The sequence below is a fragment of the Methylosarcina fibrata AML-C10 genome (assembly GCF_000372865.1).
Taxonomy (GTDB): Bacteria; Pseudomonadota; Gammaproteobacteria; order Methylococcales; family Methylomonadaceae; genus Methylosarcina; species Methylosarcina fibrata.
In genome coordinates this window covers 1,032,020-1,057,874 of the sequence record NZ_KB889965.1, presented here as the reverse complement: position 1 = coordinate 1,057,874, position 25,855 = coordinate 1,032,020, and the positions used below count along the sequence as shown (strand labels likewise).

The 25,855-nt window shown below is 55.7% G+C and carries 22 protein-coding genes; 14 read left to right on the top strand and 8 right to left on the bottom strand.

The genetic code is table 11. The features are described 5' to 3' along the window. Positions 1-24: 24 nt before the first annotated feature. Genes tssM through A3OW_RS29015 form a run of 6 tightly spaced genes read right to left on the bottom strand, consistent with a single transcriptional unit; the run spans position 25 to position 8,173 of the window. Positions 25-3,567: a type VI secretion system membrane subunit TssM gene (gene tssM, locus A3OW_RS0105180; protein ID WP_020562366.1), complete on the bottom strand. Its 3,543-nt coding sequence runs from the start codon at positions 3,565-3,567 to the stop codon at positions 25-27. Beyond that, complete coding sequence (gene tssL, locus A3OW_RS0105175; RefSeq protein ID WP_020562365.1) at positions 3,564-4,961, bottom strand: type VI secretion system protein TssL, long form; 1,398 nt, start codon at positions 4,959-4,961, stop codon at positions 3,564-3,566. Before tssL ends, tssM begins: the two co-directional genes overlap by 4 nt. Next, positions 4,958-6,298, bottom strand: coding sequence for a type VI secretion system baseplate subunit TssK (tssK, locus tag A3OW_RS0105170; protein WP_026223345.1), 1,341 nt, complete (start codon positions 6,296-6,298; stop codon positions 4,958-4,960). The genes tssL and tssK overlap by 4 nt, the downstream gene beginning before the upstream one ends. Positions 6,299-6,319: 21 nt before the next feature. After that, positions 6,320-6,823 (bottom strand): type VI secretion system lipoprotein TssJ, encoded by a 504-nt coding sequence (tssJ, locus tag A3OW_RS24110; protein ID WP_020562363.1) that lies wholly within the window; start codon positions 6,821-6,823, stop codon positions 6,320-6,322. Next, positions 6,820-7,905, bottom strand: a complete 1,086-nt coding sequence (gene tagH, locus A3OW_RS0105160; protein ID WP_020562362.1) for a type VI secretion system-associated FHA domain protein TagH — start codon at positions 7,903-7,905, stop codon at positions 6,820-6,822. The genes tssJ and tagH overlap by 4 nt, the downstream gene beginning before the upstream one ends. 34 nt (positions 7,906-7,939) lie before the next feature. Beyond that, positions 7,940-8,173 carry a phage integrase N-terminal SAM-like domain-containing protein gene (locus A3OW_RS29015; RefSeq protein WP_020562361.1) on the bottom strand — a complete coding sequence of 78 codons (234 nt, stop codon included), beginning with the start codon at positions 8,171-8,173 and terminating at the stop codon, positions 7,940-7,942. Between the two features lie 246 nt (positions 8,174-8,419). On the opposite strand from A3OW_RS29015, the gene A3OW_RS26250 reads away from it, so the two are divergent. The 8 genes from A3OW_RS26250 to A3OW_RS0105110 all read left to right on the top strand — a co-directional run bounded on the left by A3OW_RS26250 (position 8,420) and on the right by A3OW_RS0105110 (position 15,531). Next, a complete protein-coding gene (locus A3OW_RS26250; protein WP_020562360.1) occupies positions 8,420-9,277 on the top strand; it encodes a YbaY family lipoprotein in 858 nt (285 codons plus the stop codon). A gap of 9 nt (positions 9,278-9,286) precedes the next feature. Further along, the gene (locus A3OW_RS24100) at positions 9,287-9,730 is read left to right on the top strand and encodes an META domain-containing protein (protein ID WP_020562359.1); all 444 of its coding nucleotides are present in this window, start codon (positions 9,287-9,289) and stop codon (positions 9,728-9,730) included. Between the two features lie 55 nt (positions 9,731-9,785). Beyond that, positions 9,786-10,226, top strand: coding sequence for a hypothetical protein (locus tag A3OW_RS0105140; protein ID WP_157385793.1), 441 nt, complete (start codon positions 9,786-9,788; stop codon positions 10,224-10,226). 26 nt (positions 10,227-10,252) lie between these two features. After that, positions 10,253-11,548 carry an alpha/beta fold hydrolase gene (locus A3OW_RS24095; RefSeq protein ID WP_157385792.1) on the top strand — a complete coding sequence of 432 codons (1,296 nt, stop codon included), beginning with the start codon at positions 10,253-10,255 and terminating at the stop codon, positions 11,546-11,548. 61 nt (positions 11,549-11,609) lie between these two features. Continuing rightward, entirely contained in the window at positions 11,610-11,909 is a 300-nt protein-coding gene (locus tag A3OW_RS24090) for an ester cyclase (RefSeq protein ID WP_083918277.1), read from the top strand. Between the two features lie 70 nt (positions 11,910-11,979). Further along, positions 11,980-13,093, top strand: a protein-coding gene (locus tag A3OW_RS26905; protein ID WP_085984322.1) for an IS630 family transposase whose coding sequence is annotated in 2 segments (ribosomal slippage) — positions 11,980-12,407 and positions 12,406-13,093 — 1,116 coding nt in all. Because the reading frame shifts where the segments join, the coding sequence is not laid out codon by codon here. A gap of 672 nt (positions 13,094-13,765) precedes the next feature. After that, complete coding sequence (locus A3OW_RS0105115; protein WP_020562355.1) at positions 13,766-14,809, top strand: STAS-like domain-containing protein; 1,044 nt, start codon at positions 13,766-13,768, stop codon at positions 14,807-14,809. Between the two features lie 416 nt (positions 14,810-15,225). After that, a complete protein-coding gene (locus A3OW_RS0105110; protein WP_020562354.1) occupies positions 15,226-15,531 on the top strand; it encodes a putative quinol monooxygenase in 306 nt (101 codons plus the stop codon). 109 nt (positions 15,532-15,640) lie between these two features. On the opposite strand, the gene A3OW_RS24085 is transcribed toward A3OW_RS0105110, so the two are convergent. After that, a complete protein-coding gene (locus tag A3OW_RS24085; RefSeq protein ID WP_020562353.1) occupies positions 15,641-17,062 on the bottom strand; it encodes an FHA domain-containing protein in 1,422 nt (473 codons plus the stop codon). A gap of 369 nt (positions 17,063-17,431) precedes the next feature. Between A3OW_RS24085 and A3OW_RS0105100 the strand changes: the two genes are divergently transcribed. The 6 genes from A3OW_RS0105100 to A3OW_RS28810 all read left to right on the top strand — a co-directional run bounded on the left by A3OW_RS0105100 (position 17,432) and on the right by A3OW_RS28810 (position 24,775). Next, positions 17,432-19,633, top strand: a complete 2,202-nt coding sequence (locus tag A3OW_RS0105100) for a pentapeptide repeat-containing protein (protein WP_020562352.1) — start codon at positions 17,432-17,434, stop codon at positions 19,631-19,633. A gap of 106 nt (positions 19,634-19,739) precedes the next feature. Continuing rightward, complete coding sequence (gene glyQ, locus A3OW_RS0105095; RefSeq protein WP_020562351.1) at positions 19,740-20,660, top strand: glycine--tRNA ligase subunit alpha; 921 nt, start codon at positions 19,740-19,742, stop codon at positions 20,658-20,660. Continuing rightward, complete coding sequence (gene glyS / locus A3OW_RS0105090; RefSeq protein ID WP_020562350.1) at positions 20,657-22,726, top strand: glycine--tRNA ligase subunit beta; 2,070 nt, start codon at positions 20,657-20,659, stop codon at positions 22,724-22,726. The genes glyQ and glyS overlap by 4 nt, the downstream gene beginning before the upstream one ends. A 106-nt stretch (positions 22,727-22,832) precedes the next feature. Beyond that, positions 22,833-23,582 (top strand): lysophospholipid acyltransferase family protein, encoded by a 750-nt coding sequence (locus tag A3OW_RS0105085; RefSeq protein WP_020562349.1) that lies wholly within the window; start codon positions 22,833-22,835, stop codon positions 23,580-23,582. Positions 23,583-23,640: 58 nt separating this feature from the next. After that, positions 23,641-24,048, top strand: coding sequence for a hypothetical protein (locus A3OW_RS0105080; RefSeq protein ID WP_020562348.1), 408 nt, complete (start codon positions 23,641-23,643; stop codon positions 24,046-24,048). Between the two features lie 352 nt (positions 24,049-24,400). Further along, positions 24,401-24,775, top strand: a complete 375-nt coding sequence (locus A3OW_RS28810) for a septal ring lytic transglycosylase RlpA family protein (protein ID WP_020562347.1) — start codon at positions 24,401-24,403, stop codon at positions 24,773-24,775. A 110-nt stretch (positions 24,776-24,885) separates the two neighbouring features. Here the strand turns inward: A3OW_RS28810 and A3OW_RS0105070 are convergent, their stop codons facing one another. After that, entirely contained in the window at positions 24,886-25,842 is a 957-nt protein-coding gene (locus A3OW_RS0105070; protein ID WP_020562346.1) for an alpha/beta hydrolase, read from the bottom strand. Positions 25,843-25,855: the final 13 nt, after the last annotated feature.

Below are 25,855 nucleotides of genomic sequence, written 5' to 3'. Positions count from 1 at the left end.
TTTGTATGGAATGACTGGTAGTGGCTAACTTAATCGATCAGGACATTTGAATTTATGCAGTTCCTTGAGATTGAACGGATTAAAAGCGCTCATGGCGCGAAGTTCGTAGGTGACGTAATGACTTCCCACGCCGAAAGTGACGTGATAAATTTCGGGGCGGCGAGTCCGGATAATCCGGGTAGCCGGCAAATCCAGGGCTCTGAGCCAGGCCCACGGCCCTTGCAGGGTAAAACCGGAGGCGCCGTCCGCCGGCGGCGGCTGAAAATCCAGCCGAACCTGCACGTTGTTGTCAGGGCTTGGCCACTTCATCGCGGTCGGCTGGGCCGGGCCAAACCGATAAAGAATTTCCTGCCCGCCCACGTCCAGTAACGACTGGTCGGCCTCGGCATCCATGTTGATCGGTTTCAATTCGAAATTCAAAACCGGTTCGGGACCTGCGGTAAAAAACGCTCTTTTGATTTGAGCGGCCTGCTGAAACACGGCCAGGCTTGCAGCCGACATATCGCCGGCTTTGTCGTTCCAGCGCCAGGGAGTGCGCGACAAATCGACCAGCATTTGCAGGTTCTTCTGGAAAAAAGTGTCCATGATGCCGCCCGGTCCGAAAAATTGGCCGAAATCCGCCAGGGTGATGTCGATTTCACTGTCCTCTGCCAGGGGATAACGGTCGTTCAGGGCCTGCCGGCAAAACGGCAAAACCTCCGCCATCCAGAGGTCGTTCAAATAGGCACGGATGCGGCCTTTATTGAGATTGTCCGCATCCTCTGCGATGCCCTTGATCTTGTTTTTGACGGAGTCGGGCAGAAGATTGGCGTCCTGCCGCAATTTAACGACCACCTGGCTCATCTGCTTGTTGGCGGCGCTGCGTTCTTCGTCGGTGGCGGCGTTATTGATCGCGTCCAGATTGCGGTAAAGGTCGTCGAGTCCGTGGATGAGGTTGTCCAGTCCGTTTTGCACGAGGTGGTGAAGATCGACGAACGCCTCATCGACCGGATTGGGTCCGGCCTGCGCCTCGATCAGGCCGGTCGCTTCGCCCACTTCTTTCGTAAGGGTTTGTGCGCCCGGGATTTTGTTCCAGAGTTTTTTCAGACCGCTGTCTTTTTTGGGCTTTGCCGAATCGGCTCCTTCCTTGGCCGGCCGGTCGAGAGACGTTTCCCGGTCGATCGCCACCAGTAATTTTCGCAAAGGCGAATTGCCCGGGTCGGACAGAATTTTGACGATTTCGATCGCTTGCTGAGGATCCGCCGAAGGCAGGGGCCGGATATTGATGTCGTTCAGAAACGCCTTCCATTGCCGGGCGTAGTCTTCCAGGTAAAGGCGACGCACTTCGCTGACCAGATGCTTTCTGTTTTCCGGTTTCGACGCTTCGTCCCGGTTGCCCATGACCCAGCTTTCCTCGATCGTATCGTCCAACCGGTCTTCTATGGACGGCAGAAAGACTCGATGATAGCCTTCATAAGAATAAAATCCGGGCACGCCTTCGCTTAAATACTTGCCGCTGCCGCGTTCGAACACCCGGACGGCATTGGGTGCGGCTTCTTCGCTGGCGTTGAACGCGGGCAAGCCTTGCCGCAATCCGATCGTCTTGAGCTGGGCGTACACGCGCTGTTCCAGCGGAACGGCTCGCAACTGTTTTTGCGCCTGTCCGATCAGCGCCGAATCCGGTTGGAAAGGCAGGGTCCCCGGGTAAGAAGCCAATAACGCGGTCAGATGTTTTCCGAGCAATTGCCGCTGATCGTCCGAGACGTTACGCGGCAAGTGTTCCTGCCAATCCGACTGCATCCAGGACTGGATCAGGTGCTTGTTAAAATGCCCGGATTTGGGTTCGCTCAGCATCAAATAGATTTTAAGGGTTTCGTACAGCGTTTCCGTGTTGCCGGCGTTGTGCCGGAGTTCTTCTTCCAGACGAATCAGCAAACGCGGCAACAAGGCATCGGTCAGGAGCTGTTTATAGGTTTCGCTCGCGTTCTCGCCCAGCGCATTGCCCTGGTACAACCCGAAGGTATAGAACAGGCCGGGGTCCGGATGGGCGTAGCCGCCGGGGATATTGGCGGCGGTTTCCAGCAACGGCAAGACATTCAGGGCGCCGGTCTGATTCGGGCGCAATTCGCCGCTTTGAGCGATCAATTCGCCGAGATCCTTTCTTACTTCCCGGATATAGTTTCGATTGTTGAGATAGCTGATCGTCCATAGCGAACTTAGCGAGCCCACCAACAGGAAGGCTCCGATGAAGGCAAGCCGCTGCAGCCAGTTGCGCTGTCTTTCCAGGTACAAATTGGTATTGGCGAGGCCTGCCTCCGGAAAAATGACTTCCTGCAGCAGTTGCTTGACGAAATAACTTTTACCTTCGCTTTTGAATTCGGAAAGAAGGCGCCGATTGACCCTAAACGTTTCGGCAATGGCCGACATGACCCGGTCGATGGGCGTGCCTACCTGGGTGCCGCTGGTGAAATAGACGCCGCGCAGCATGGGTATTTCCTTGCGCATGTTCGGCTGGCACAGACTGTGCAAAAATTGCTCGATTACCGGGCGTATTGCCCCGAATTGCTGGGGAAAGGTATAAATCAAATCCCGAAGCTGATTGTTGCGTTCGTCCTGCAGGCGCCGTAACAACCGTTTATTCAGGCATTGCTCCAGTTTCCGGAACTCCCGGGAAAAATCAGCCATGACTTGAGCGACCGGGGTATGCAGATCCGCATAAAGGGGCAGGGTCAGGCCCCAGACCTGCGATCGCTCATGCGGTCCGAGATCATCGAAAAATTCGACGAAACCGGCCAACAGATCGGATTTGGTAAAAACCAGGTACACGGGAAAGCGGATGCCGAGCCGGTCGTGCAGTTCCTGCAGCCGTGTTTTGACGGCAAGCACGTGCTCGGCCCGCTCGACTTCGTTCTGCTGCAACATTTCGCCGAGGCTGACGGCAATGAGGACGCCGTTGATCGGACGGCGCGGCCGGTATTTCTTCAATAAATCCAGAAAACCGTGCCAGCCGGCTTTGTCGACGTCGTGATAGATGTCCTGCGACACATAACGGCCGGCCGTATCGATCAGCACCGCTTCGTCGGTAAAGAACCAGTCGCAGTTTTGCGTGCTTCCGACACCTTGCGCCTTCTGGATGTAGTTCAGATTGGCGGTCTTCAGGGAAGTCGTTTTACCGGCCCGCGAGCGTCCGATGATGATGTACCAGGGCAACTGGTAGAGATACCGGCTGCCGAAGCGGCTTCCGCCCAGTTCGTTTTTCAGTTTCTGCAGTGACTCCTCGAATTTTTGCGCCAGATCCTCCACTTCTTCTCTGGATTTGCTTTGCACGATGTCGGGAGAGGCCTGCTTTAACGCTTCCTGCAATTGCCGCTCGTTGCGTCTGGCCTGCCAGTGACGACGCAGTTGGTTTAGCCCCCAGAGCGCAAGCATTGCGGCAATGGTCCATTGCCGGGATTCGGGCGATTCCAGCAGCGTTACGTCGTTGACGGAAACGGCGGGGCCCAGATACCAGATCAGCACGGCGGCTGCCGCCAATCCCAGGAACGAGAGAAACCATCGATTCTTGAAAATACCCAACAGTTTTTTCATGATTCGTTTCCTGTCATCAGGATGATTTCCACCCGCCGGTTGCGGGCTCGTCCCGCTTCGTCCCGGTTGGGCGTGCGCGGTTTGAAGGCGCCTTTACCCTTGACGACGAACCGGTCGGATGCGCCGGTGGCCGTGCGCAACGACTGCGCTACCGTTTCAGCCCGTGCTTTGGACAATACATAATTGGAAGGGAATTTCAGCGTCCGGATGGGCAGGTTGTCGGTATGGCCGACCACCAGGATTTTGCCTTGTTCGTCCTTTAAGGCGCTGCCTATTCTTTGCAGCAGATGGTTGTAATCCGGATTCAAGGTCGCGCTGGCCGATTTGAATAATTCATCGCCCTGTAGCCGGATCAGAACGCCTTCCTTCAGTTGCTCCAGTTCCACCTCGTGGCGACCGATTTCCGTCGACAAAAACGAACTTAATCTCCGGTAAGCATTTTGATCCTCCGGAATCGGTTCGGGTTGCGGCCAGGAAGACGTTCTGACAAATTCCGGCGCCGCCACGGCCACCTTGTCGAAATCGGCCAGAACCGGTTCGGCTTCGGTACCGAGCCGAAAATAGAAGGCCGTGTAAATACCGACCAACAAGGCGCCGGCAACCGCGGCGGTAATCCAGAAAGGCACCTGGTGAACGAGCGTATCGGGCTTTCTCGCTTCGCTTCGCCAATTCGGCGATAAATCCCGTTCCGAGTCGTCTTTCCGGTACAAGGCGTAAAGGGTATCGAACGCGTATTTACGCCGCGATTCCAGTTCGACGTGCCGGTTGCGGTACTGTCCCTGAAATCCCAACGACAGACAAAGGTACATCAATTCCAGCAGATCCCGGTTTACCGCGGGCGCCCTGAGCGCATTGTCCAGTAGTTCATAGAAACGGGTGCCGCCCCGAAAATCGTTGTGCACGGCCGCAAGCAGGCTTCTCTGAGCCCAAACGCCGGAGCTTCCCCAGGCCGTATTGTTGAGAATCACGTCGTCCAGAGCGGCGCACACGGCATAACTGGCGCTTTCTATGGTGGCATGGGCCATCCGCGAAGGGTCGGTTTCCAGCGCGCTTCGGAAGCGGCCGATTTCCGCCACGAGTTGGCTCCGTAACCCTTCGACGTCCGGGCAGGCATGGGTATTTTTCAGACTCAGCATCAGGTTCAGCAAAGTAGCTGCCGCATTGACCACCGGATTGGCGCCGGCAGGCGCAAACGAGTCCGTTTCCGGTAACGTCTCTCTTCCGGGCCGAGGTCTTTGACCTAATTTGGTGGCGCCGTAAGGAACGGACTGGGCAATGACGGTCAGACGGTCGTCCTCTTCAGCCGTGCCCGCGAAATGACTCCGGTTCGATCCGGTGTCGTTCGGGGCTGATTGCTTTTGCTTGGCTTCGCCAAACGGATCGAAATTGCTCATCGATTTTTTTCCTTAATGGCCCATAACCGCATCACGATGCCGGGAACGTCAACCGCTACGTGAAACGCCAGGCCGACTTTCGAAGTTTTCAGGCGCTGCCAGTATTCGCTGTTTTGCTCCAGTCGGAAGTAGGTATGATCCGGTGCATAGGGCAGAAACTGTGGGACGGTATTGAGCTTGCTCAAGCCGATGCCGGGGATGATCCGGTTGACCAGATCATCCAGTTCCTCCGCGGCGCTGATGGTGCATTGTTTCGGAAAACTCTCGATCAGGGGGGGCGGGATTTTCACCATCAGGACATACGCCGATTCGTCGAGCAGCGCTCTTTGTGCTTCGGAGAGAGGAGCGAGATAGCGTCCGCCGCCGAATATTTTGATCAGGAGTTCATTGATGGACGGCGTCGACGTCGAAGGGATAAAACGCCGCAGCGCTTCCATCAGAGGCAGGAAAACAGGGTGCAGATCGTCATGATCGTAAAGAGGAAAATCCGGTGCGAGCCTGGGCTTGCGAGTTAACGTCGCGAGTTCGCCCGCCAGTTGCAAGGCTTTTTGATAAAAAACCTCGGGATGCAATCTCTGCATCCCGGCTAAGTGGGCAAATAGCGGGATATTCCGATTGATGATCTGAAGCATCAGCAAATCCTCGATTTGCCCCCGGCCCTGGTCCAGATTTTCGGGAATGCGGCTGTTCAATTCCTGGCCGGCCTGTTTCAACAATTCCAGGATGTCGGTCAAATAGCCATAGAGAAGCGGCGGGCTTCTGCAATCCAAGGTCGGCGGAATGAAATTCTCGTCGAGAACGACTCCTTGACCGATTTTTTCGCGAACGCGGGCTATGCGGAGAACCGAATAGCCGCCGGCATTGTCCTTGTCGGTAATTAATTGGAATTGCTTCCTGCCGATTTTAATTTCTTCTTCCCGGTCCTTGAAACCTGCGTTGTAATCCTGCAATTTTTGCGGAGCGATCCGAAAACGGGCCGTACCGGTTTGGCTGTTGTCCCCTTCGATTTCGCCTGTCGGCTTACGGTCCGGAAGAGCCAGCAGGATCATATGGCCGTGCATGGAGGATTCGATCACCAGGGGTGTCGGCGGATCGTCCTCGTCCGGAATATTGACGGGCGTTCCGTCCGGCAACAGGCCCAGGCAGCGGTGAACGGCGATCTTGCCCTCGTGCAGCGCCTGTGGGTCCAGAATCAACTGAACGATTCCCCAATCGTAGACCTGCAAATAGTCGCAGCGGGCATTGATTAACGTCTCGAAATACCGGTCCTGCTGCTGGTAGTGGTGAGGGCGCAGAAACATTCCTTCATACCAGATCACCTTGCTGTATGTAGACATTGGCTCACCCTGTTAGGCTTATTATCGGTGTTTGTCCGGTGCCGCTTTAGCCTTGATCGACAGCTTGTCGAGCTGCACGTTGAAAATTGTACGCCGATGGAGAGGAATTGCCAGAATTTCTCGCCAAATGGCATGATCCAGGTCCTGAAAGGCCGCCAGGAAACCGATAAAGCGAGCATCGGGCTCGGTCGTCCGCTCGATTTCCAGGGTTTGTTCAGGCCTGATCAGCAGTTCTTGCCGGGCCAGCAAGTCGGCTTTCAAAACGGCGTCCTCCTGGTCGTATAACTTGTAAAAATCGGCGCCGGCAAAAGCGTCGGCATTTTTGAGTTCATAGAGCCTCAGCACCAGGGGAGACGGCCGGCCGAATGGGGTCGGATTGACGTCGTCGCCGGCATGGAGCCTGATCACCACCTTCGTGGGAGGCGGTGGCGGAGGCGGCGGTGCTTCTTTAGGCGGATCTTCGCCGCAGCCGCCGAGGACGGCTAAAAGAAACAGAAGAAATCCCTGCCGCAACCATGGATTCATGAGCCATCTCCCGGTTTTTCCCCCAATTTATCGACAAATTGATCGTAAGCGGACGCAAAGGAATCTCCGAACAGTTTCTGGAAATTGGTTTTCGTTTCATCCGCAATCGAAGCATAAAACTTTACATATTCGTTCCAATAGCGCACCTTGCTGATGTCCGGAAACAGGTTTTCGATCATCATCCGCTCGCTGAGACGGGATTCCAGACGATGCGGATCGAATTCTTCCACCAGGAAATTGAGAGCTTCCTGAATTCCCGCCATGATCGCCAGTTCGTGCGCCTGCAGGTCCGTGAACACCTCTCCCAGCGCCTGAGGCATCCCCAGACAGTTGGGTAATTTGTGCACTAGCAGTTGCTCCATCGCCTGCTCCGTCGCCATGTTCTTGATGGGATTGAGCCGGCCGCCTCCGATCATGGTATGGCTTGGGATGTGGAAGCCTTGCTTGACGCTGTTGCGGGCTTGCAATAAATCGTTCAGACCTTCGATGGTCAGTCTGAAAAATTGCCCCAGGTTAAAGAACAACGCCGGCAACTCGTCGTCGGCCATCGCTACGTTTTGCAGGTTTGCGCCGTCGTAAAACGATTGCGCCAATTCCCGGGCGGAGAGAATATCGGAAGTGTTTTTCTTGAACGGGGGCTGAGGTCCGGGAGAAGGGGAAGGCGGTCCGTCCGGGACTTCATTATCCCACCAGGGTTTGGAGGAAGAAGACGTCTGCCGGCTTTGCTCGCTCTTCGGCTCGGGTTTCGGCCGCGGAAGCTGAATGTCGACCCGGATTTCGTAGACGGGAGGGTTTTCGCATAAGGTCAGAACATCGCCGTCCTTAAGTTGTGTCCGGGCGTATTTCGTCAGCCGTTTCGAATTCTGAAAAGTGCCGTTGTTGCTGATGTCGGTAATGAAATAACAGTCGTCCTGATGCTCGATGACGCACTGCTTTCTGGAAATCCGGGCGTCGGGATCCGGCAGCGTCCAGTTGTTGCCTTCCAGGGACCGGCCTATCTGCAAGGTCTCGGACGTCGCTTCCCTGATCTCTACCGCGCCGGTTCGGCAATGAGTGGAAGTCAGCTTTAAGGTGGAACCCATGGGAAAATACCGGGATGAGACGTCGACATGGCCATTAAAACCTGTTTCGGATGAGTTTCGGCGATTGTAAACCATTTTTTATAAATTTAGGAATCTCCTGCAATAAATCCGGCGGACTCGTCACGCCCACGTCTTTCGGACGGCGCTTATTGTGAAACAGAATGAAGCGCTTCGCCCAATCGACGTAGGCCTCTTCGGTACGAATCGAATAATGCCTGGAGCGAATGCGTTCGCGCACCTCGCCGAGCAGTTTGGACGGCTGCTTCATCCGCGAAATTTAGGCTCGTCCATTCTGATTGTAAAGTTTAAATTATTGCCATTTGAAGAGCTGGCCTACTGTTGACTTCAAGGCGCCTGATAATTTATTGTAGAGTTTGTCCAAATTCAGTTGGGCGTCCGAAAAGGTGGAATAATGCGTAGGAATGTCAACATGGGCCGGTGGTATCCAGCGGGTCGAGCGTTGTTCTCGTTAAGCGTAGCCTGACTGGTTTACGGCACGGCTTGGGGAAGCACGTTGCAAGGCACCGCGACGTATCGGGAGCGCATCGCGCTGCCGCCCGATGCGGTGTTCGAGGCCGAGTTGCAGGACGTATCGAAGGCCGACGCGCCGGCCGTAGTGCTCGGGCGCAGCAAGCTGGATCCTGCCGGACAGCCGCCGTTTCGGTTCGAGATCGCCTACGACGAGGCCGCCGTGAATGCCGGCCATCGCTATAGGGTCTACGCGGCTGTCAAACTGCACAAACAGATGCTGTTCACGACGGACGCGCATTATTTCGTCCTGGACGGCCGCAACGCGCCGCTCAATCTGCTGCAGGTGTCGGCCCGCGGCAGCGCGAAACCGGCGGCCGCCACAATCGGCGCTCTGCCCGCCTCGTACGAAGGAGAATTGCCCGGCGCCGGCAACCCCGTCGTGTGGCATGTTGACCTGCTATCGGAAGGCCGCTATCAGTTACGCATGGAGCACGTCGGACGTCCCGAGCCTAACCGGTTCGACGACGTCGGCCGTTGGACGCACGAGAGCGACACCGGCCGCATCGTACTGAGTGGCGGGCGCGAGGAGCCGATCTTCCTGATGCCGTTGGCGGGCGGTGCCGAGCTGCGCAAGCTCGACCTTGCCGGCAAGCCCATCGAGTCTGCCCACAACGATCGTCTGGCGCGCCTACCGAAGTTCGCGCCGATCGAGCCGAGCCTGACTCTAACAGGTACTTTCACGTACATGGCCGATGCCGCCACGATCACACTCTGTGCCGGCGGTCAGCGGCTGCCCGTGGCGATGGAAGGCGACTACAAGGCGCTGGAAACCGCGTATCGGCAGTCCGTGGCAAAACCAGGAGAGCCGTTGCTGGCGAGCATCGAGGGCCGGATCGCATAGCGCCCTTCGATGGAAGAAAGCCAGCCGCCGCGTGCCGCTCTGGTGGTGGATCGCTTCATTAATGTCAGTCCGAGTGAGACCTACGGAAACCTGTCGACCAACAGACCGCTGCGCGGCACCTACTGGAAGCTCGTACGCCTGGGCGACAGTCCGGTGGCCGCCGCTCCGAAGCAGCGCGAAGCATATCTGATGCTCGCAAACCAAGATTGGCGCATCAGCGGGAGCGGCGGCTGCAACCGTTTGATCGGAAGCTTCGAACTCGACGGCGACCGGCTTCGTTTCAGCCACGTCGGGACGACCATGATGGCCTGCCGCGACGGCATGGAGCAGGAGAAACGTTTCCTCGATTCGCTGCAGCGTGTGGATCGTTACCGCATCCACGGCAGCCATCTCGAACTGCTGAACGCGAACGGCGAAGTGGTAGCGCGATTCGAGGCGGTCGTACTGAATTAATCGACGGTTCATTGGGACAGCGGTACCTTTTTCACAAACAACGAGGGCTATGAACATGAAGCGTGTATTCTTTGGAATGTGTTTGAGCGTTTGTGTATTGGCTGCGCCCGTATCTGCGGAGACCACAGCGAAGAAGCCAGCCGCCACCAACCCGCAACCTGGTCACGGATGGCGTAAACTGGGCCGCGTGCATGTCCGCGACAACGCGGAAAAGGATCTGGCCTTCCTGAACGATGGGGACGACGTCGTCGAAATTCGCGTGTGTGCCGAACGCAACGCCATTCGGCTGCGCAATGCGGAGTTGTGGATGTCCGGCGACAAGCGTCAAAAACTGTGGTTGCCCCTGGCGCTGGGATCGGGCAAGTGCTCAAACCCCAGCAAGGTAAAAGGCGGTCCAATCCGGGTTACCCACCTTGCCCTCGAATATAAAGCGATGTCGCTGGATGCGAAAGGCGCGCATTTATCCATCTATGGCAGAAAGCGGAATGAGCGATAACGGCAACAATGCGATCGATGCCCCGCATGTTCCGTTATTTGGCTTGGCTTCTGGCCGGCGTGGCGGCGGTGGTCGCGGCCGCATGGTGGCTGGCACGACCGGCTATGCCGGATGCTTTCTACCTGCCGTCCGTGAACCGGCTTGACAAACCGGGCGTGCTGCTTGAGCAGGAGGCATTCGTCCGCAGCGTCCCGGCGGGTGCGCAGGCATGGCGCATGCTCTACACAACGACGCGCCCCGACGGAACACTGGCGGTGGCCAGCGCCGTCGTCGTAGTCTCCAGTGCAGCCCGCACCGAACCGCGTCCGGTCGTCGCCTGGGCACACGGAACCACAGGCGTCGTACCCGGTTGCGCGCCATCGCTGCTGGACGACCCATTTGCCAATGTCCCTGCGTTGCGGCAACTGATCGACAAGGGCTGGGTCTACGTAGCCACCGACTACGTCGGTCTGGGCACGTCGGGCTCTCACCCGTATCTCATCGGCGAAGGCGAAGCGCGATCGGTGCTGGACTCGATCCGCGCCTTGCGTCAAATGGAAGGGATCCGGGCGGGTGACGACGTGGTCGTGTGGGGACATTCACAGGGAGGTCACGTCGCCTTGTGGACCGGCATCGCAGCGCCAACCTATGCACCCGACGTAAACATTCTCGGTGTCGCGGCCATCGCGCCGGCAACTGAGCTGCAATCGCTGATCAGGGCAATCCACGTCATGCCGGTCGGACGCATCATGTCCTCATTCGCATTGCTCAGCTATGCAGCGGCGTATTCCGACGTGAAGTTCGCCGCATACGTTTCCGGCTGGAAACGGTGGTTGGCAAACGATATTGCCGGCCGCTGCCTTGCAGGACGCAAGGCACTCTTCTCCGTAGCCGAGGCCCTGGTGGCAGGGAACAGCATTTTCGGCATTGCGCCGACGAGCGGACTCTTCGGCGAGCGCCTCGCCGCGAACACGCCGAAGTCGCCTTTGCGGCAACCTCTGCTGATTGCACAGGGACTGGCGGACGACCTGGTGCGGCCGGATGTTCAGTCCCGATTCGTGCGCGATCGCTGCGCTGCCGGCGAGAAATTGGAATACCGCACCTATGCCGGGCACGATCATCTTTCCGTCGTGGCGCCGAACTCTCCGCTCACGCGTGACCTAGTGCGATGGACACAGGATCGAATCGACAAGGTGCCGCAGTCGGCGGTCTGTAACCGAGAAGACGTCCAACAAGCGATGCCGGCGGACGACGCTGCGTCGCCGCTGAATCGGAGCGGGTTAGTTGAAAAGCCCGGTGCGGTAATTCCGCTCGCCGGGATTTGTGAAGGGGCAGTCGGGTAATGGGCTGTTCTATCTTGATGCAGAATCGCTCAGCCCGATGCGGGCTTTTTTGGGGAAGTCTATGAGTCTTGAGGAAGAAAATAAAGCCGTCGTAAAGCGCTACGTCGAAGCATTCAACCGAGGTGACTTGGAGGCGCTCAAATCTCTGCTCACAGAGGATGCGGAGATACAGGGCGTAATGGGACACGGCATCTTCGAGCGAGTAGAGCCCATCTGGCGCCAGCTAATTGAAGGTTATGGAATGCAACTCCGTATTGAAGACTTGGTTGCAGAAGGCAATTTGGTCTCTGCGAGATACACCGAAACAGGAACGTTCAAAGCGCCGGCATTTGGAAACGAACCTACTAGTCAGTCAATTTAAATCAAAAGGATATATTGGGCTTGTAAGTCACTCTATAGTGGCATTGATGGTTACTGATTGAGGTCAAGCAATGCCAGCTCTTAAATACAAAGTCAATCTGACTGAAGACGAAAAGCGTGGCTTGGAAGCCATGATCAACAAAGGAAAAGCCGCGGCACGCCATCTGACACGCGCGCGAATTTTATTAAAAGCGGCAGCGGGTATTCAGGATAAAGACATTATCCAAGCTTTGGGTGTCTCGGAATCAATGGTGTTGACGACGCGCCAACGGTGTGTGGAAGAAGGCCCGGAAGCCGCCCTGAAAGAACGCCCCCGTCCAGGACGTGCCCCAAAACTGACGGAGAAGCAGGCCGCCCATATTATCGCCTTGGCTTGTAGTGAGGCGCCGACAGGGCATGATCACTGGACCTTGCGGTTGTTGGCGGACAAAGTGGTGGAATTAGCGTATGCCGACCGTTGCAGCTATGAAACCATCCGTCAGCTTTTAAAAAAACACTCTCAAACCCTGGCAGAAGCAAGAGTGGTGCATTCCCGAGGTGAGTGCTGAATTTGTCGCGGCGATGGAAGACGTGCTGGACCTTTATGAAGAACCCTACGATCCGTTGCGCCCGGTTGTGTGTTTCGACGAAAGTCCGAAGCAACTCATTGCGGAAGTCCGCCAACCTCTCCCGCCTGAGCCCGGTCAACCGGCCCGCTATGACACCGGCTATGAACGGAAAGGCGTCTGCGATTTGATGATGATCTGCGAACCTAAACGCGGTTTTCGGCAGGTGGACATCACCGCGCGGCGGACCAAAATCGAATTCGCGCACAGCATGAAGCATATCGCTGAACTTTATCCGGACGCGGCGGTGATCCGGGTGGTGCTGGACAATCTGAATACCCATAAAATGGCGTCTTTGTATGAAGCCTTTCCAGCAGAGCAAGCCCGTGAATTGGCGCGACGGCTGGAGTTCCACTACACGCCCAAGCATGGCAGTTGGCTAAACATCGCTGAGATCGAACTGGCCGTCTTGTCGAACATGTGTTTATCACAGCGGATACCGGACACAGAGAGCCTCCGGCGTGAGGTCGAAGCCAATATCCTACCGCGCAACACCAAGGCGACGCCCGTCAATTGGCGATTTACGACGCAACAGGCACGACGTAAACTGGCTCGCCTGTATCCTTGTGTTTCTTCGTGACTGACTACTACAGGCAAATCCTACACTTTGGTCGCAATGGAACTATTCGAGATTCGAGAGGGGAAAATTGCTCGGCGGTGGGGAGCCAGAGACTCGGCCTCTCAAGCCCGGCAATTGGGCATCCCGCAAGCCTAATGGACGGCGCGGAGCCAATTCTGTCTAATCAGCCGTTGGAGCGGCCCCCTCCGCGCTCCGGCGCCGCCCAACGGCACGATAGTTATGCGTCCAATCGGCTAATAGTACTTTATGAGTCCAAGAGTAAAAGATGCCTGAAATCTATCGTGTATCAAAGGTTATGGCAACGGCTTATCGGACTGCCGGATTGCCAAAGAATGGGGGATTTCCCGCAACATCCGATTTCCGGCATTAGCTACTGAGGTCGCGCCTATATTTTTTCATCCGGCGCGACTTAAAATCCTCGGTTTGCCGTAACCCAATACTTTATTAGATGAGTCAGAATCGTAAAAATTGCATGTGTAACGTTAGGCGCATCAATACGCAACAGTCGGGGGTCAGATCTTTCAAAATCGCATTGAAAAGTGGCGCTGCCTTTTTTCTGAGTGAGTGCAGGATCGGGTTAGGCGATAGCCGTAAACCAACTTATTCGGATTCTTGTCCTTTAAGAAAAATTGCTTTATCCTTTAAGAAAATCGTTTTCTTAAAGGATAAAGCATGAGCAATAAAGAACGGGGCGAGCAGATTCGCCGCCAAATCCTCAGGGACGTCAGGCACCATCCCATCGATATTGTAAAACATATCGCTGCTATTTTTTCGATCACTCCCCAAGCGGTCAACAGTCACATACAACGCCTGGAAGCGGAGGGTTGGTTAAAATCGAGCGGCATGGGGAAAGGTAAAAGATACTTTCTTGGCGACCTCAGAGAATATAAATCGCTGTTTCCCTTGACTGAAGAATTTACCGAAGACGGCGTTTGGAGGAATTACTATGCTTTCGTATTCGATGGTTTGCCCGAAAACATCGTCGACATATGCCATTACGGTTTTACCGAAATGGTCAATAACGTCATCGACCACTCGGGCGGAGAACATATTTATCTATCCGCGGTACGGGATAAAGAAAAAATAGTCATCGCCGTGATCGACGACGGCGAAGGTATTTTCAGGAAAATCAAGCGATTGTGCGACTTAAGCGATGAGCGGCAAGCCCTGTTCGAATTGTCTAAAGGAAAATTGACCACCGATCCTGACAACCACACCGGCGAAGGCATCTTTTTTACATCGAGAGTGTTCGACGAGTTTGAAATCGAATCGGGCGGGATTCGGTTTAGCCACGACGATACATTCGATTTCGATTTTATTCTTGAGTCGCATATCTCTAGAGATGAAGCCGGTACGGCAGTCTACATGCTGATCAAGCGGAATTCGACGCGGCAGATTCAATCGGTGTTCGACGACTATGCGGGTCCTGAAGAATTTCAATTCAACAAAACCGTCATTCCGGTACGCTTGGCGCAATACGGTAATGAAAAACTGGTATCCAGGTCACAAGCGAAACGATTGCTTGCTCGCATCGAACGCTTTCAGTTCGTTATTTTCGACTTTGAAGGCGTGTCAGCAATCGGCCAAGCCTTTGCCGACGAAATATTCCGAGTCTATGCGCAGGCCCATTCTGAGATAGCATTGCTGCCGGATAAAATGGAACCCAACGTTGAAAAGATGGTTAGTAGAGCTATTGCGTCAAGGAGAGAGAATTAACTCGTAAGTCAGGTAGATTCTGTTATCCAAGTCAAGCAGAAAAGACGGGATCAAGTCTTTTAAAGCGTATTGAAAAGTGGCGCTGCCTTTTTTCAAATTAAGTTGTTTTTTCTTGCACACACTCGGCTTTGGGTATAATTTCTTGGCCTAACTCAGCGGCCAAATGGACGCGATGCCCGTTGGCGTCTGAAAGTCTGCTTTTTATCGGGTTCGGCGGCTTCGCTGATCGTTTTTCGGCGGCGTCCCCTTGTCGTGACGTTAGCAAATAGCCAGTAGCCCGGATGAAACGCAATGGAATTCGGGATAATCGGACTTCGGTCGCCCCGGATTCGGCAAGCTCCATCCGGGCTACGCGAGTTATGTTTAACATCAGGCCGCCGAATTGCGCCACATCGGCAATTTACAGGAGGAACAAAATGATCACGGTAGTTTGGGACACTTGGTTGAAACCCGGCACGGAAGAAGAAGGGCTTCGTCTTACGCGTCAAGTTTGGTCCGACATGCAGAGCTTTGACGGCTTTATCTCTCATCGGATTCTCATTGACGAGGATGCACCGGGGCACATCATGGCTCTCGCCAGGTGGCGGAGCCGCTCGGATGCGGATGCCGTCCGGGAAAAATACAAGGACTCCGAGACGATTCGCCGACTCACTCCTCTTCTTGCGCGTCCTCGTGATCGCTGGATTATGCGCGAAGATCAAGCGGGCCAGGGAGGCGCCTGACCCGGCGCTGGAAGAGGGGTGACGCAAAAAATGCGCCGCCCTTTGACCGTTTGGAAAATTTCATTTTTCATCCGGTTTGGCGGCTTCGCCTGCCTGCCCGACAGAGCCGTTATTTTGTTTCGTCCAATCCCTGCAAGGGATTATCGAAGTTAAAGCCGAATAATTTCGGATTCTGGCCGATGACGGCGGCCGAAAAGATATACAGCACGTAATCGTACGTTTCTTGAGGAATTTCGTAGGAAGCGATCAGTTTCCAGAAATTGCGGTCTTCGGGATTGAGCGGCATGCTGCGGATGCGATTGATCACGTTGCCTTCGCCCCAGTTATAGGAGGCCATGACCAACAAGCCCGAAGCCTGGGCATCGGTCTTGTAGATGTACTTGAGATATTTCGCCGCGGCAATGGTCGATTTCAGCGGATGATGCCGTTCATCGACCGGATCGTACTGTTCCGTATCTTTCAAGGGGCCGATTTTCAAGCCGTATTGACTCCCCGTGGCCGCTATGAATTGCCACATGCCTTTGGCGCGGCCGTAACGCGTGGGCGGGCCAATGGTGCGCTCGTCGTAATTGCTCTCCTGAAGCGCCAGGTAAATAAACTCGGGAGGCAACTGCCGGGCTTCCAACTCGTGATATATGATAGGAGCATAACCTTTTTCTTTTAATGCATGGACGGCGTTCGGGTATCTTGAGGTGGCTTGCCATCGGGCAATGTAGCGTTTGACTTCCGTGACGAAATCGGACGGCATGTTGACTTCGCATTCGCCGAATCGCCGGGCGGTATAAAAAATCAGCCGGTCGACGTCATCCGTCGCCCGTCTTTCCACGGTGCCGATCGATTCGACATAAGCCTGATATTGCGCTCGTAAACGGTCGAGAGCCTGTCGTTTGATTTGTAAATCCGAGACCAGCTCTTTCGAAACATTGTTATTTATTTTATCTTCCAGATCAGCCATCTCCAGTTCCAGTCCTTTCATCGCATAAAACATCCGGACGGCTTGTTCGTCGGCTTTTTTTATCTTCAGATAATAAGAGGCTGCGGTCAGACTGACGCCTATCAACAACAACAGGGCCAAGCCGATCGTGAGCCGGTAGCGCCGGGCTTGTTTTCGGAATTTTATATCGAATTCTTCTTGGGCCGGCGATGGGGCGTCCTGAGCAACGTACGGGCCCGAACCGACGACCTGCAACTGAATCGAGGCTCCGCCGCTGCCCAGCTCCAGCGTCATCTTGTTGGTCAGCGGCAATTCATGGATCAAGGCATTGTTCAGATAAGTGCCGTTCAGGCTGCCCAGATCCAGAATCCACCATTGACCTTCTTTCCAGTAAATCTGTAGATGTTCCCTGCTGACGAGTTCATCCGCCAGTTGCAACTCGCAGTTCTGGCTGCGGCCGATGCGGAATCCTCTGCCGAATCGCACCGTCCGCCGTTCGCCGTTCCCGGCGGTGTAGGTAACGTCGACCCGGGTTCGGCGCTCGTACGACTCACCGTGGGAAAAATCGGCCGGCTTTATCGGATCGGCCTTGCTCATAAATCGGCATCGAAGATCATGACGTTTAACCTGGGGACAACGAGTTCAAATACATTCTTAAAAACAGTGGAATTGCAGGTTCCTGACTGGCGATCTTTTCCAATAGCGAGCATTTATACTCTAAAGCAAACCGGTTATAAATACTAAAAATGCTTTCTCTCAATCCCTCTCCGAAACGGGACATTCTACAAGCTGTCGCCACATGGCGGAGCGAATCCGGTCTGCCTGGGCTTATGAAATAGCGCAATCGACCTGCGTTTGCGCAGTATTTCATTGATGCGGCAAAGCCTGCCCATTTAAAATGGAGATTGAGCCCGGCTCATTTCCCGTCAATCGCTTGCCTAATCGACAGTCATTCGCATCGATCTCATGCCCAATCCGACTTTGCCTTCTCAAGATGCTTCCTCGCCGCAGATCGAAAAACTGCTGGACTCGGCCAATTCCGCGTCGCAGACCGTGGCGGCTCTGCATGTGACTTTCATCGCGTTCACGGCTTATCTCGGCATTATCGTCTGGGGCACTACGCACGAAGACCTGCTGCGCATCAGCCCGGTCAAACTGCCGATTCTGGACGTGGAACTGCCGCTGACGGCCTTTTATTCCTTTGCGCCCTGGATGGTGGTCCTGCTGCATTTCAACCTGCTCATGCAGTTGGAGCTGCTCTCGTCCAAACTGTGGAATCTGGACGGCAGCCTGCCTGATACCACGGCGGGGCAGCAGGTGCGCGACCGCCTTTTCATCTTTCCGTTTACCCATCTTATCGTGGGCCGCTCCGGCGGCTGGTTGATCCGCTGGCTGTTGTCGCTGGTCGTGGGCATTACCGTCATTGCCCTGCCGTTATTCATCCTGCTGGCGGCACAGATCCGCTTTCTGCCGTTTCACGGCGAAGCCATCACCTGGTCGCAGCGTTTTGCGGTCTGGGTCGACGCTCTCATGCTGCTGGCGCTGTGGCCGTTGATCGCCTCGCCTCAGGACAGGGCCGAGGAATGGTGGCAAAACTTTGCCTACAAGCTGCTGGGTTACTGGCCCGCCTGGCTTGGGCGTACGGGGATTCACGTCTGGAACCGGCTGATGCGGTCCGGCCGGCATCTCTGGCCCAATCTGTCCCGGCGGGAAATCGAACTGGGGCCGCTTCGGGAGCCCGGAACGGAAGCGAAAGGCATGGTGGTCCTGATGATATCGGTGCCGCTGGTCGTGTTGCTCAGCCTTGTGGCCGTGGTGCCCGGAAGCATGACGGTGGAGACGTATTACGCCTTGGAAAGAAACGAGCCCGGCGAACAGGCCGAAAACTCTCCTTTTTATTTCGAAGACTGGCTGATCCGGAAAGTACCCGAGTCCTGGTTGAGCGTGGCCGCTCATAAATACGGAGTGGCTACCTGTACCTCACTGGCCCGGGCTGAAAAATCCGAAGCCGCCATCCTGCAGGTCGTGCTGGGCCCTTGTTCCTGGTTCGATTTGGGATTGTTTTCCCGCAACCTGGACCTCAGGGAGGCCCGGCTGGTGCCCAAGGAAGTCTCCTTGTCCTTGTTGACTCGCGCCACCGATCCCGATAAATCGATACGCGACGCCGCGTTCAAGGAATTCGACGGGCTCAATTTGCAAAAACGCGATCTGCGCTATGCCAATTTATACGGAGCCGTCCTGCCCAAAGCCGATTTGCGGCATGCCCGCTTGCAGGGAGCCGTTCTGCTGAAAGCGAAACTTCAGGGCGTGATCGGCTGGGACAAAACCCAATTTCAGGGAGCCAATCTGGGCGGTACGCAGCTCCAGAGCGCCAGCCTGATCGATGCGAACATGCATAAGGCGGACCTGCGCGGAGCCGAGCTTCAAGGAGCGGATCTGAGTTGGGCGAGTCTGCAAAGCGCCGATCTGCGCGGAGCCAACCTGCAGGGCGCGGATCTGAGCGGGGCGAAATTGCAAGGCGCCGATTTACGAGGCGCGGTTTTACAGGGCGCGATCCTGCGCAAGGCCAATCTGCAGGGGGCCGCCATGAGCTATGCGAAGCTTCAGGGCGCCGATCTGGTCCTGGCCGAGCTCGAAACCGCCGATTTGCGCGAGGTGCAGTTCGAAGGGTGCGACTGGTCTCAAGCCAAACTGGACGCCGCTTTCCTGGGCGCCCGATCATTGTCCGAATGGCGTGAGCCGCAGCGGCGCAAGCTGGAAACGACGCTGAAACTGATTCTGGACAACGAAAAATTCAATGAATTTCAGAAACGCATGACGCAGGCCGAGGAAGGTCTGCCGGTCGGCAAAACGGCGAGCCATAAAAGCTGTTACAGCGAGAATTCGGCCTTACTGGCATGCGATTACCGCCGACCGTCGCAATTGGCCGCCTACCGGTCGAAGGCATTGCACCCGAAACTGATCGCCCTGGCGTGCTCGGATACGTCGATTGCCGCAGGAATCGCCCGGCGCGGCTACGAGAATCCCGCCGAGGACGGTCCCGATTCCGGTCTGGCGGCCGCCTTGATCGAAGCGCTGGACTCTTCGAAATCCTGCCCCGGACTGGACGCATTGCCCGAGCCGATCCAGCAAAGATTGCAGGATACCGCGGCAAGTCAGGGCCGGTGAATTTTCCGGGCCGGCCCGATCCTGCCAAAAACCGATTACAAACCCTATGCCGAGCCCGATTTTCAGTTATAATTCGGAAATTTTCATTGCATAACCAACCGCCATCGTGTCGAGCCCAAAATACGATTTAACAACATTTCAAGGACTTATTCTGGCCCTGCAGGAATACTGGTCGAGTCAGGGTTGCGTTCTGCTGCAACCTCTGGATCAGGAAGTCGGAGCAGGGACATTCCATCCGGCCACCTTTTTGCGCGCCATCGGCCCCGAGCCCTGGAATACCGCCTATGTCCAGCCGTCGCGCCGTCCTACCGACGGGCGCTTCGGAGAGAATCCCAACCGATTGCAGCATTATTATCAGTACCAGGTGATCCTGAAACCGTCGCCGGACGATTTCCAGGAGCTTTATCTGGGCTCGCTGCGCTATCTGGGCTTCGATCTGCTCGAACACGACGTCCGCTTCGTCGAGGACAACTGGGAATCGCCGACGCTGGGCGCCTGGGGATTGGGCTGGGAAGTCTGGCTGAACGGCATGGAGGTGACGCAGTTCACTTATTTCCAGCAGATCGGCGGCCTGGAATGCCGGCCGGTGACCGGCGAAATCACCTACGGACTGGAGCGCATCGCGATGTATCTGCAGGGCGTCAAAAGCGTGTTCGATCTGGTCTGGACCCGAACCCCGCACGGCGTAGTTACCTACGGCGACGTATTCCATCAAAACGAGGTGGAAATGTCGGCTTACAATTTCGACCATGCCAACGTCGATTTCCTGTTCAACTGCTTCGATACCTTCGAGCAGGAATGTCAGAAACTGATCGCGCTGAATTTGCCGCTGCCCGCCTATGAAATGGTGTTGAAGGCATCGCATACCTTCAATTTGCTGGATGCGCGCCACGCCATCTCGGTGACCGAGCGCCAGCGCTATATTTTAAGAGTCCGAAACCTGGCCAAGGCCGTTGCCGAGGCTTATTATCAGCGCCGCGAGTCCCTGGGCTTTCCGCTGCTGGCCGGACAGGGAGAAAAAGCATGATCGATAGCAAACACTTACTTTTTGAGCTGGGCTCGGAAGAATTGCCGCCCAAAAACCTGTTGACCATGGCCAATGCCCTGTTGAATCAGATGGTTCAAGGGCTGACGGCGACGGGACTCCGGTTTTCGGACGGCAAGGTATACGCCACGCCCAGACGGCTGGCTGTACTCATATCCGATCTGGCGACCGCCCAGCCCGACCAGACCATCGAGAAACGGGGACCCGCATTGACCGCGGCGTTCAATGCCGACGGCAGCCCCAGCAAGGCTGCGCTGGGTTTCGCCGCCGGCTGCGGGGTCGGTTTCGAGCAATTACAGCGTTTGAAGACCGACAAGGGCGAATGGCTGAGTTTCAACCAGCAGATCCAGGGGCAGCCCACCGAAAAGCTGGTGCCCGACATTATCCGTCAGAGCCTGGCGGCGCTGCCGATCGCCAAGCGCATGCGCTGGGGAAATTCTGCGACCGAATTCGTCCGTCCGGTGCACTGGGTGGTTCTGATGTTCGGACGTGAAGTGATCGATGCCGAGATTCTCGGCCTGAAAACCGGTTCGGCGACGCGGGGCCATCGTTTTCATGCGCCGGAAAAACTGGCGATCGACAGTCCCGAAAATTACGAAAAAATCCTGTTCGAACAAGGCAAGGTGATTGCCGATTTTGCCAAACGCCAGGAAATCATCCGCCTGGGCGCAGAAAAAGCGGCATTAAACGTCAACGGCCAAGCGCACGTCGAAGACGATCTGCTGGAAGAGGTTGCCGCGCTCAATGAATGGCCGGTCGCGATTACCGGCAATTTCGATGCCCGGTTTCTCGAATTGCCCGCCGAAGTGCTGATTACCACGATGCAGACCAATCAGAAATATTTTCCGGTCAAAAATGCCGAAGGCGCCTTGCTGCCCCATTTCATCACCTTCAGCAACATCGACAGCAGCCGGCCCGAATCGATACAGCACGGTAACGAACGCGTCATTACGCCCCGGTTGACCGACGCCGAATTTTTCTGGAAGCAGGACAGAAAAAAGCCCCTGGCTGACCGGGTCGACAGCCTGGCCAATATCGTTTTTCAGGAAAAACTGGGCACCGTCGCCGATAAGACCCGGCGCGTGGTCAAGCTGGCCGAGACGATCGCCGTTTCGCTGAATGCCAACGTCGACTGGGCCAGGCGCGCCGCCTGGCTGGCCAAGGCCGATCTGATGACCGACATGGTCGGCGAGTTCGGCAATCTGCAGGGCACCATGGGCAAATATTACGCCTTGGCCGATCACGAGCCGGCGGTCGTCGCCCTGGCGATTGAAGAGCATTATTTTCCGAAGCAGTCGGGCGGCCCGACGCCGCACAGCCAGACCGGCCAGATCGTGGCGATCGCCGAAAAAATCGACACGCTGACCGGCATCTTCAGCGCCGGGCTGATTCCCACCGGCGACAAGGATCCCTACGCCTTGAGAAGGGCGGCGCTCGGCACCTTGCGCATTCTCATCGAACATAAACTCGATCTGAACATTCTGAGCCTCATCGATCATTCCCTGGGACTGTTTACCCATTCGTTCGACCGCGAAGCCACGCGCGGCGCAGTGATCGACTTCGTTTTCGACCGGCTGAAAAGCTACTGCCTGGATAAGGGTTACTCGGCCGACGAATTCGATGCGGTGATGGCCGTGCACCCGCCCGAACCGTTCGACTTTGTCCAGCGCCTGGCCGCGGTCAAATCGTTCCGGCAATTGCCGCAATCGGAAAGCCTTGCCGCGGCGAACAAACGGATCCGCAACATCCTGAAAAAAGCCGACACGAAACCGGCCGGACAGATTCAAAAGCTCGTGGAAGCGGAAGAAAAGCGTCTGTTGGAAGTCGCGAAAGAGTCTTTCGACGACATTCAGCCGCTCTTGGCTAAGCGGAATTACCAAGCGGCGCTAACTCGGCTGGCGGCCACCGAACCGGCCGTCAATGCCTTTTTCGATCACGTCATGGTGATGACCGACGATCCGGAATTGCGCGCCAGCCGCCTGGCCTTGCTGACCTTGCTGTCCGATCAGTTCTTAAGTTGCGCCGACATTTCAAAACTGCAATCCTGAGCCCGGCGGCCGGCTTGCGATGTTTTCACGGGGCCTTCCGGCAAATCGTCGGAAGCGGGCAGCGCATCAACCTCATCGAACGCTTCGTACTTTATAGTTTTGAACAATGGACATCACTCAGCAAACGACTCACTACCGCGGCAATAAATTGAAACTCTATCTGGGATCGGCCGTCCTGTTTGCCGGCATGACCCTGTCGCTGGTCATTATCGCGCCGTCGATATTGATCGGTCTCGCGTTCCCTTTTTCGGTACGTTACCAAATCGCCGGCGTTTGGGTACGGTTTGTGCTGTGGCTGGCCGAAGTTTTTTGCGACCTTCATTACGAGGTCGAAGGCATGGAAAACGTCGACCCCGCCGAGCCTTCCATCATCCTGAGCAAGCACCAGTCCGCCTGGGAAACGATCGCCTTCCGTCATTTCTTGCCGATGCATTCGGTGTTATTGAAGCGCTCCTTGCTCTGGCTGCCGGTTTGGGGCTGGGCGATGGCTGCGCTGAAACCGATTGCGATCGACCGGAACAATCAGCGCGCGGCATTGCGCACGCTGTTGGCGCGGGGAAAAATTTATCTGGACCAAGGCTTGTGGGTACTGGTTTTTCCGGAAGGCACCCGTACTGCCCCCGGAGAAGTCAAAAAATTCAACGCCGGCGGCGCCATGCTGGCGCAACAGACGGGCTGCCCGGTCGTGCCTGTCGCGCACAATGCCGGCGTGTATTGGCCTCGTTACAGTTTTTTAAAATATCCGGGAACGATCAAAGTCAAAATCGGCCCGAAAATCGAAAGCAAAGGACGGAAAGCCCACGACGTCAATGCCGAGGCCGAAGCGTGGATTGCCCGGGCCATGAAGGACATGTAACGTCTTTAAAGGGGCAGGAATCTTTTTCTGTCCAATTACTCAACAAGGTGAAATTTAAATGAAAAAACGAATTCTGATGATTCTATCTCTATTACTGCTGACCGCCTGTGCCGATAAGGAACAATACGAAAAAGCCGTTCTGGAACAGGTCAAGAAAGAACAGGAAGGGGAGGGCGCCAAGTCGTACAAGATCGATCAGGAACGGATGACGCGGTGCGTGGTCGATTCGACGTCTAAAAACATGCCGGGGGCTTTTCCCTTCGACCCCGACCGTCTGACGGCCTATCGGAATTACACCAAAATGCTGACGCTGACTCAATCCAAGGATCCCAAAAAAACCATGGAAGAATTGCAAAAAGACTTTGGCTCGCCCAAAGCCTTGAGCGATGCTCACAACAACTTTGCCGACAGCATGATGAATTGTTATTCGGCGATGGAAATCGAAACCGAATCGGAAGCGAAATAAACTCAGGGCATTCAAGTTTTACAATCTCGCTATTTTTTATTGAAACGCCGATCCGCACGAATCGAAGAAAATAACGCTCCAAACGCGGGAAGGAGGCCGTTCTTATCGGTATGGCTTCCTCCGGCTCTGTTCCTGAGCGGCAGGAACCCTCTGGGGTGGATGCCCTGGCCGGAATCGCCTTCCGAAAGCCTCGTTTAAGAAACTCTTAAGATAGCTTAAGTTACAATCGATCTTTCAATAAAAAAGGTTAGATCGTTTGAACAAGCTAATACTTGCGGTTTTTGTGATTTGCAGTTATTTGAGTACGTCGTTTCAAATAGCCGCGGCCTCCGGACGCTCGCCAGGTGCCGGCATGTCTGCAAAAGCCGAGCAGAATAAAAAACACGGGATTTCCAACAGACATCGTTACAGCAAGGCGTCGTGGTACGGTTCCAGGTTTCACGGCAAAAAGACCGCGAGCGGCCAGCCTTTCAACATGTATGCGATGAGTGCGGCGCACAAGACGCTGCCTCTGTTGTCCTACGCCAAGGTAACCAACCCGAAAAACCACCGCAGCGTCATCGTCAGGATTACCGACCGCGGCCCGTTCCACGGGCATCGGGAAATGGATTTATCCTACGCCGCCGCCAGAAAACTGGGCATTCGCGGAATAGCAGCGGTCGCCATCACCCCACTCAACCGCCAGGAAGCCTTGTCGCAGTTGAGCAAAAATAACAACGCCGGTTAAGATCTTCGCTTTGAGACCTCAGCGGGAGACAACTCTGCCTGCCGGGGTCGTCCGGTGCTTTTCTTATCTTGCAGAACGTGATTCCCCGGTGATCGGATGCCGGGTTACCGTCATCCCCAGTGAAAGAGCTTTAAAATTTCATCCAGAAATCCGTCCGGCTTAAGATGTTCGGCAAAGAAGTCCTTGACCAGTTGCCCGACCTTCGGATCACTGAACCCGCCGTGCCTGCCTCCCTTGACCGTATAAAAAACGACCGGAACGTCGGCTTTTCGCAAGGCATCGGCGAGCAGTTCGCTCTGATGGTGCGGCACGAGGGGATCGGAGTCGCCATGGACGATCAGAAAGGGCGGGTCGTCTTCGCTGACATAAGTAATGGGATTGGCTTTTGCCACTTTATCCCGGTTGAGCTCGATCGGCCCTCCGACCAGACGGGCTTCGGGCGAATCGGGCAGCCCGTGCACCAGCCCTTCAGGCAACCGGTGCGCGTCCATCTGCAGAAAATCGGTGGGACCGAAAAAATCGGCAACCGCCTGGACCCGGCTTGAATAGTTTAAATTTTCCCCGGTTTCGAACTCTCCGACGTCGCCGGCGGTGCCCAGCAACGCCACGAGATGACCGCCGGCGGAAGGCCCCCACGCCCCGAAACGGTCCGGATCGAGACCGTAACGCTCCGCATGGGCCCGCAACCAGCGAACCGCCGCCTTGCAATCCTGAATCTGAGCCGGAAACGTGGCGTGCTGGCTCAAGCGGTAATCGACGCTGGCAATGGCATAGCCGTCGGCCAGAAAATCGAGAAGTTGAGAAGCCTGAAGTTGTTCCTTGCCGCCGCTCCTCCAGGCGCCGCCATGGATCCATATGATCAAAGGCAGATTTTCTCCCTGTTCCGGCAGGTACAGGTCCAGTTTTTGCAGTGCATGGCCGCCGGCCACGTAGGAAACATCCGGATAAACCCGGGTTCCTGCGGGCACTTCAGGCCTGACCGGAGAATTTTGGGGCGGCGGTTCCGCACTGACCAAAGGAACGCTCAAAATCAGAAAGAGGAACGCGGTGCTGGTTATTAATCTCATTAAAATCTCCTGG

Excerpts from the sequence above, each read along its gene's own strand:
- tssM (WP_020562366.1), bottom strand. The coding sequence starts at position 3,567 with ATGAAAAAACTGTTGGGTATTTTCAAGAATCGATGGTTTCTCTCGTTC.
- glyS (WP_020562350.1), top strand. The coding sequence starts at position 20,657 with ATGATCGATAGCAAACACTTACTTTTTGAGCTGGGCTCGGAAGAATTG.
- A3OW_RS29015 (WP_020562361.1), bottom strand. The coding sequence starts at position 8,173 with ATGAAGCAGCCGTCCAAACTGCTCGGCGAGGTGCGCGAACGCATTCGC.
- A3OW_RS24085 (WP_020562353.1), bottom strand. The coding sequence starts at position 17,062 with ATGAGCAAGGCCGATCCGATAAAGCCGGCCGATTTTTCCCACGGTGAG.
- A3OW_RS0105080 (WP_020562348.1), top strand. The coding sequence starts at position 23,641 with ATGAAAAAACGAATTCTGATGATTCTATCTCTATTACTGCTGACCGCC.
- A3OW_RS0105085 (WP_020562349.1), top strand. The coding sequence starts at position 22,833 with ATGGACATCACTCAGCAAACGACTCACTACCGCGGCAATAAATTGAAA.
- A3OW_RS0105100 (WP_020562352.1), top strand. The coding sequence starts at position 17,432 with ATGCCCAATCCGACTTTGCCTTCTCAAGATGCTTCCTCGCCGCAGATC.
- tssK (WP_026223345.1), bottom strand. The coding sequence starts at position 6,298 with ATGTCTACATACAGCAAGGTGATCTGGTATGAAGGAATGTTTCTGCGC.
- tssJ (WP_020562363.1), bottom strand. The coding sequence starts at position 6,823 with ATGAATCCATGGTTGCGGCAGGGATTTCTTCTGTTTCTTTTAGCCGTC.
- A3OW_RS0105140 (WP_157385793.1), top strand. The coding sequence starts at position 9,786 with ATGAAGCGTGTATTCTTTGGAATGTGTTTGAGCGTTTGTGTATTGGCT.
- A3OW_RS0105070 (WP_020562346.1), bottom strand. The coding sequence starts at position 25,842 with ATGAGATTAATAACCAGCACCGCGTTCCTCTTTCTGATTTTGAGCGTT.
- tssL (WP_020562365.1), bottom strand. The coding sequence starts at position 4,961 with ATGAGCAATTTCGATCCGTTTGGCGAAGCCAAGCAAAAGCAATCAGCC.
- A3OW_RS0105115 (WP_020562355.1), top strand. The coding sequence starts at position 13,766 with ATGAGCAATAAAGAACGGGGCGAGCAGATTCGCCGCCAAATCCTCAGG.
- A3OW_RS24090 (WP_083918277.1), top strand. The coding sequence starts at position 11,610 with ATGAGTCTTGAGGAAGAAAATAAAGCCGTCGTAAAGCGCTACGTCGAA.
- A3OW_RS0105110 (WP_020562354.1), top strand. The coding sequence starts at position 15,226 with ATGATCACGGTAGTTTGGGACACTTGGTTGAAACCCGGCACGGAAGAA.
- A3OW_RS28810 (WP_020562347.1), top strand. The coding sequence starts at position 24,401 with ATGTCTGCAAAAGCCGAGCAGAATAAAAAACACGGGATTTCCAACAGA.
- A3OW_RS24100 (WP_020562359.1), top strand. The coding sequence starts at position 9,287 with ATGGAAGAAAGCCAGCCGCCGCGTGCCGCTCTGGTGGTGGATCGCTTC.
- A3OW_RS24095 (WP_157385792.1), top strand. The coding sequence starts at position 10,253 with ATGTTCCGTTATTTGGCTTGGCTTCTGGCCGGCGTGGCGGCGGTGGTC.
- tagH (WP_020562362.1), bottom strand. The coding sequence starts at position 7,905 with ATGGGTTCCACCTTAAAGCTGACTTCCACTCATTGCCGAACCGGCGCG.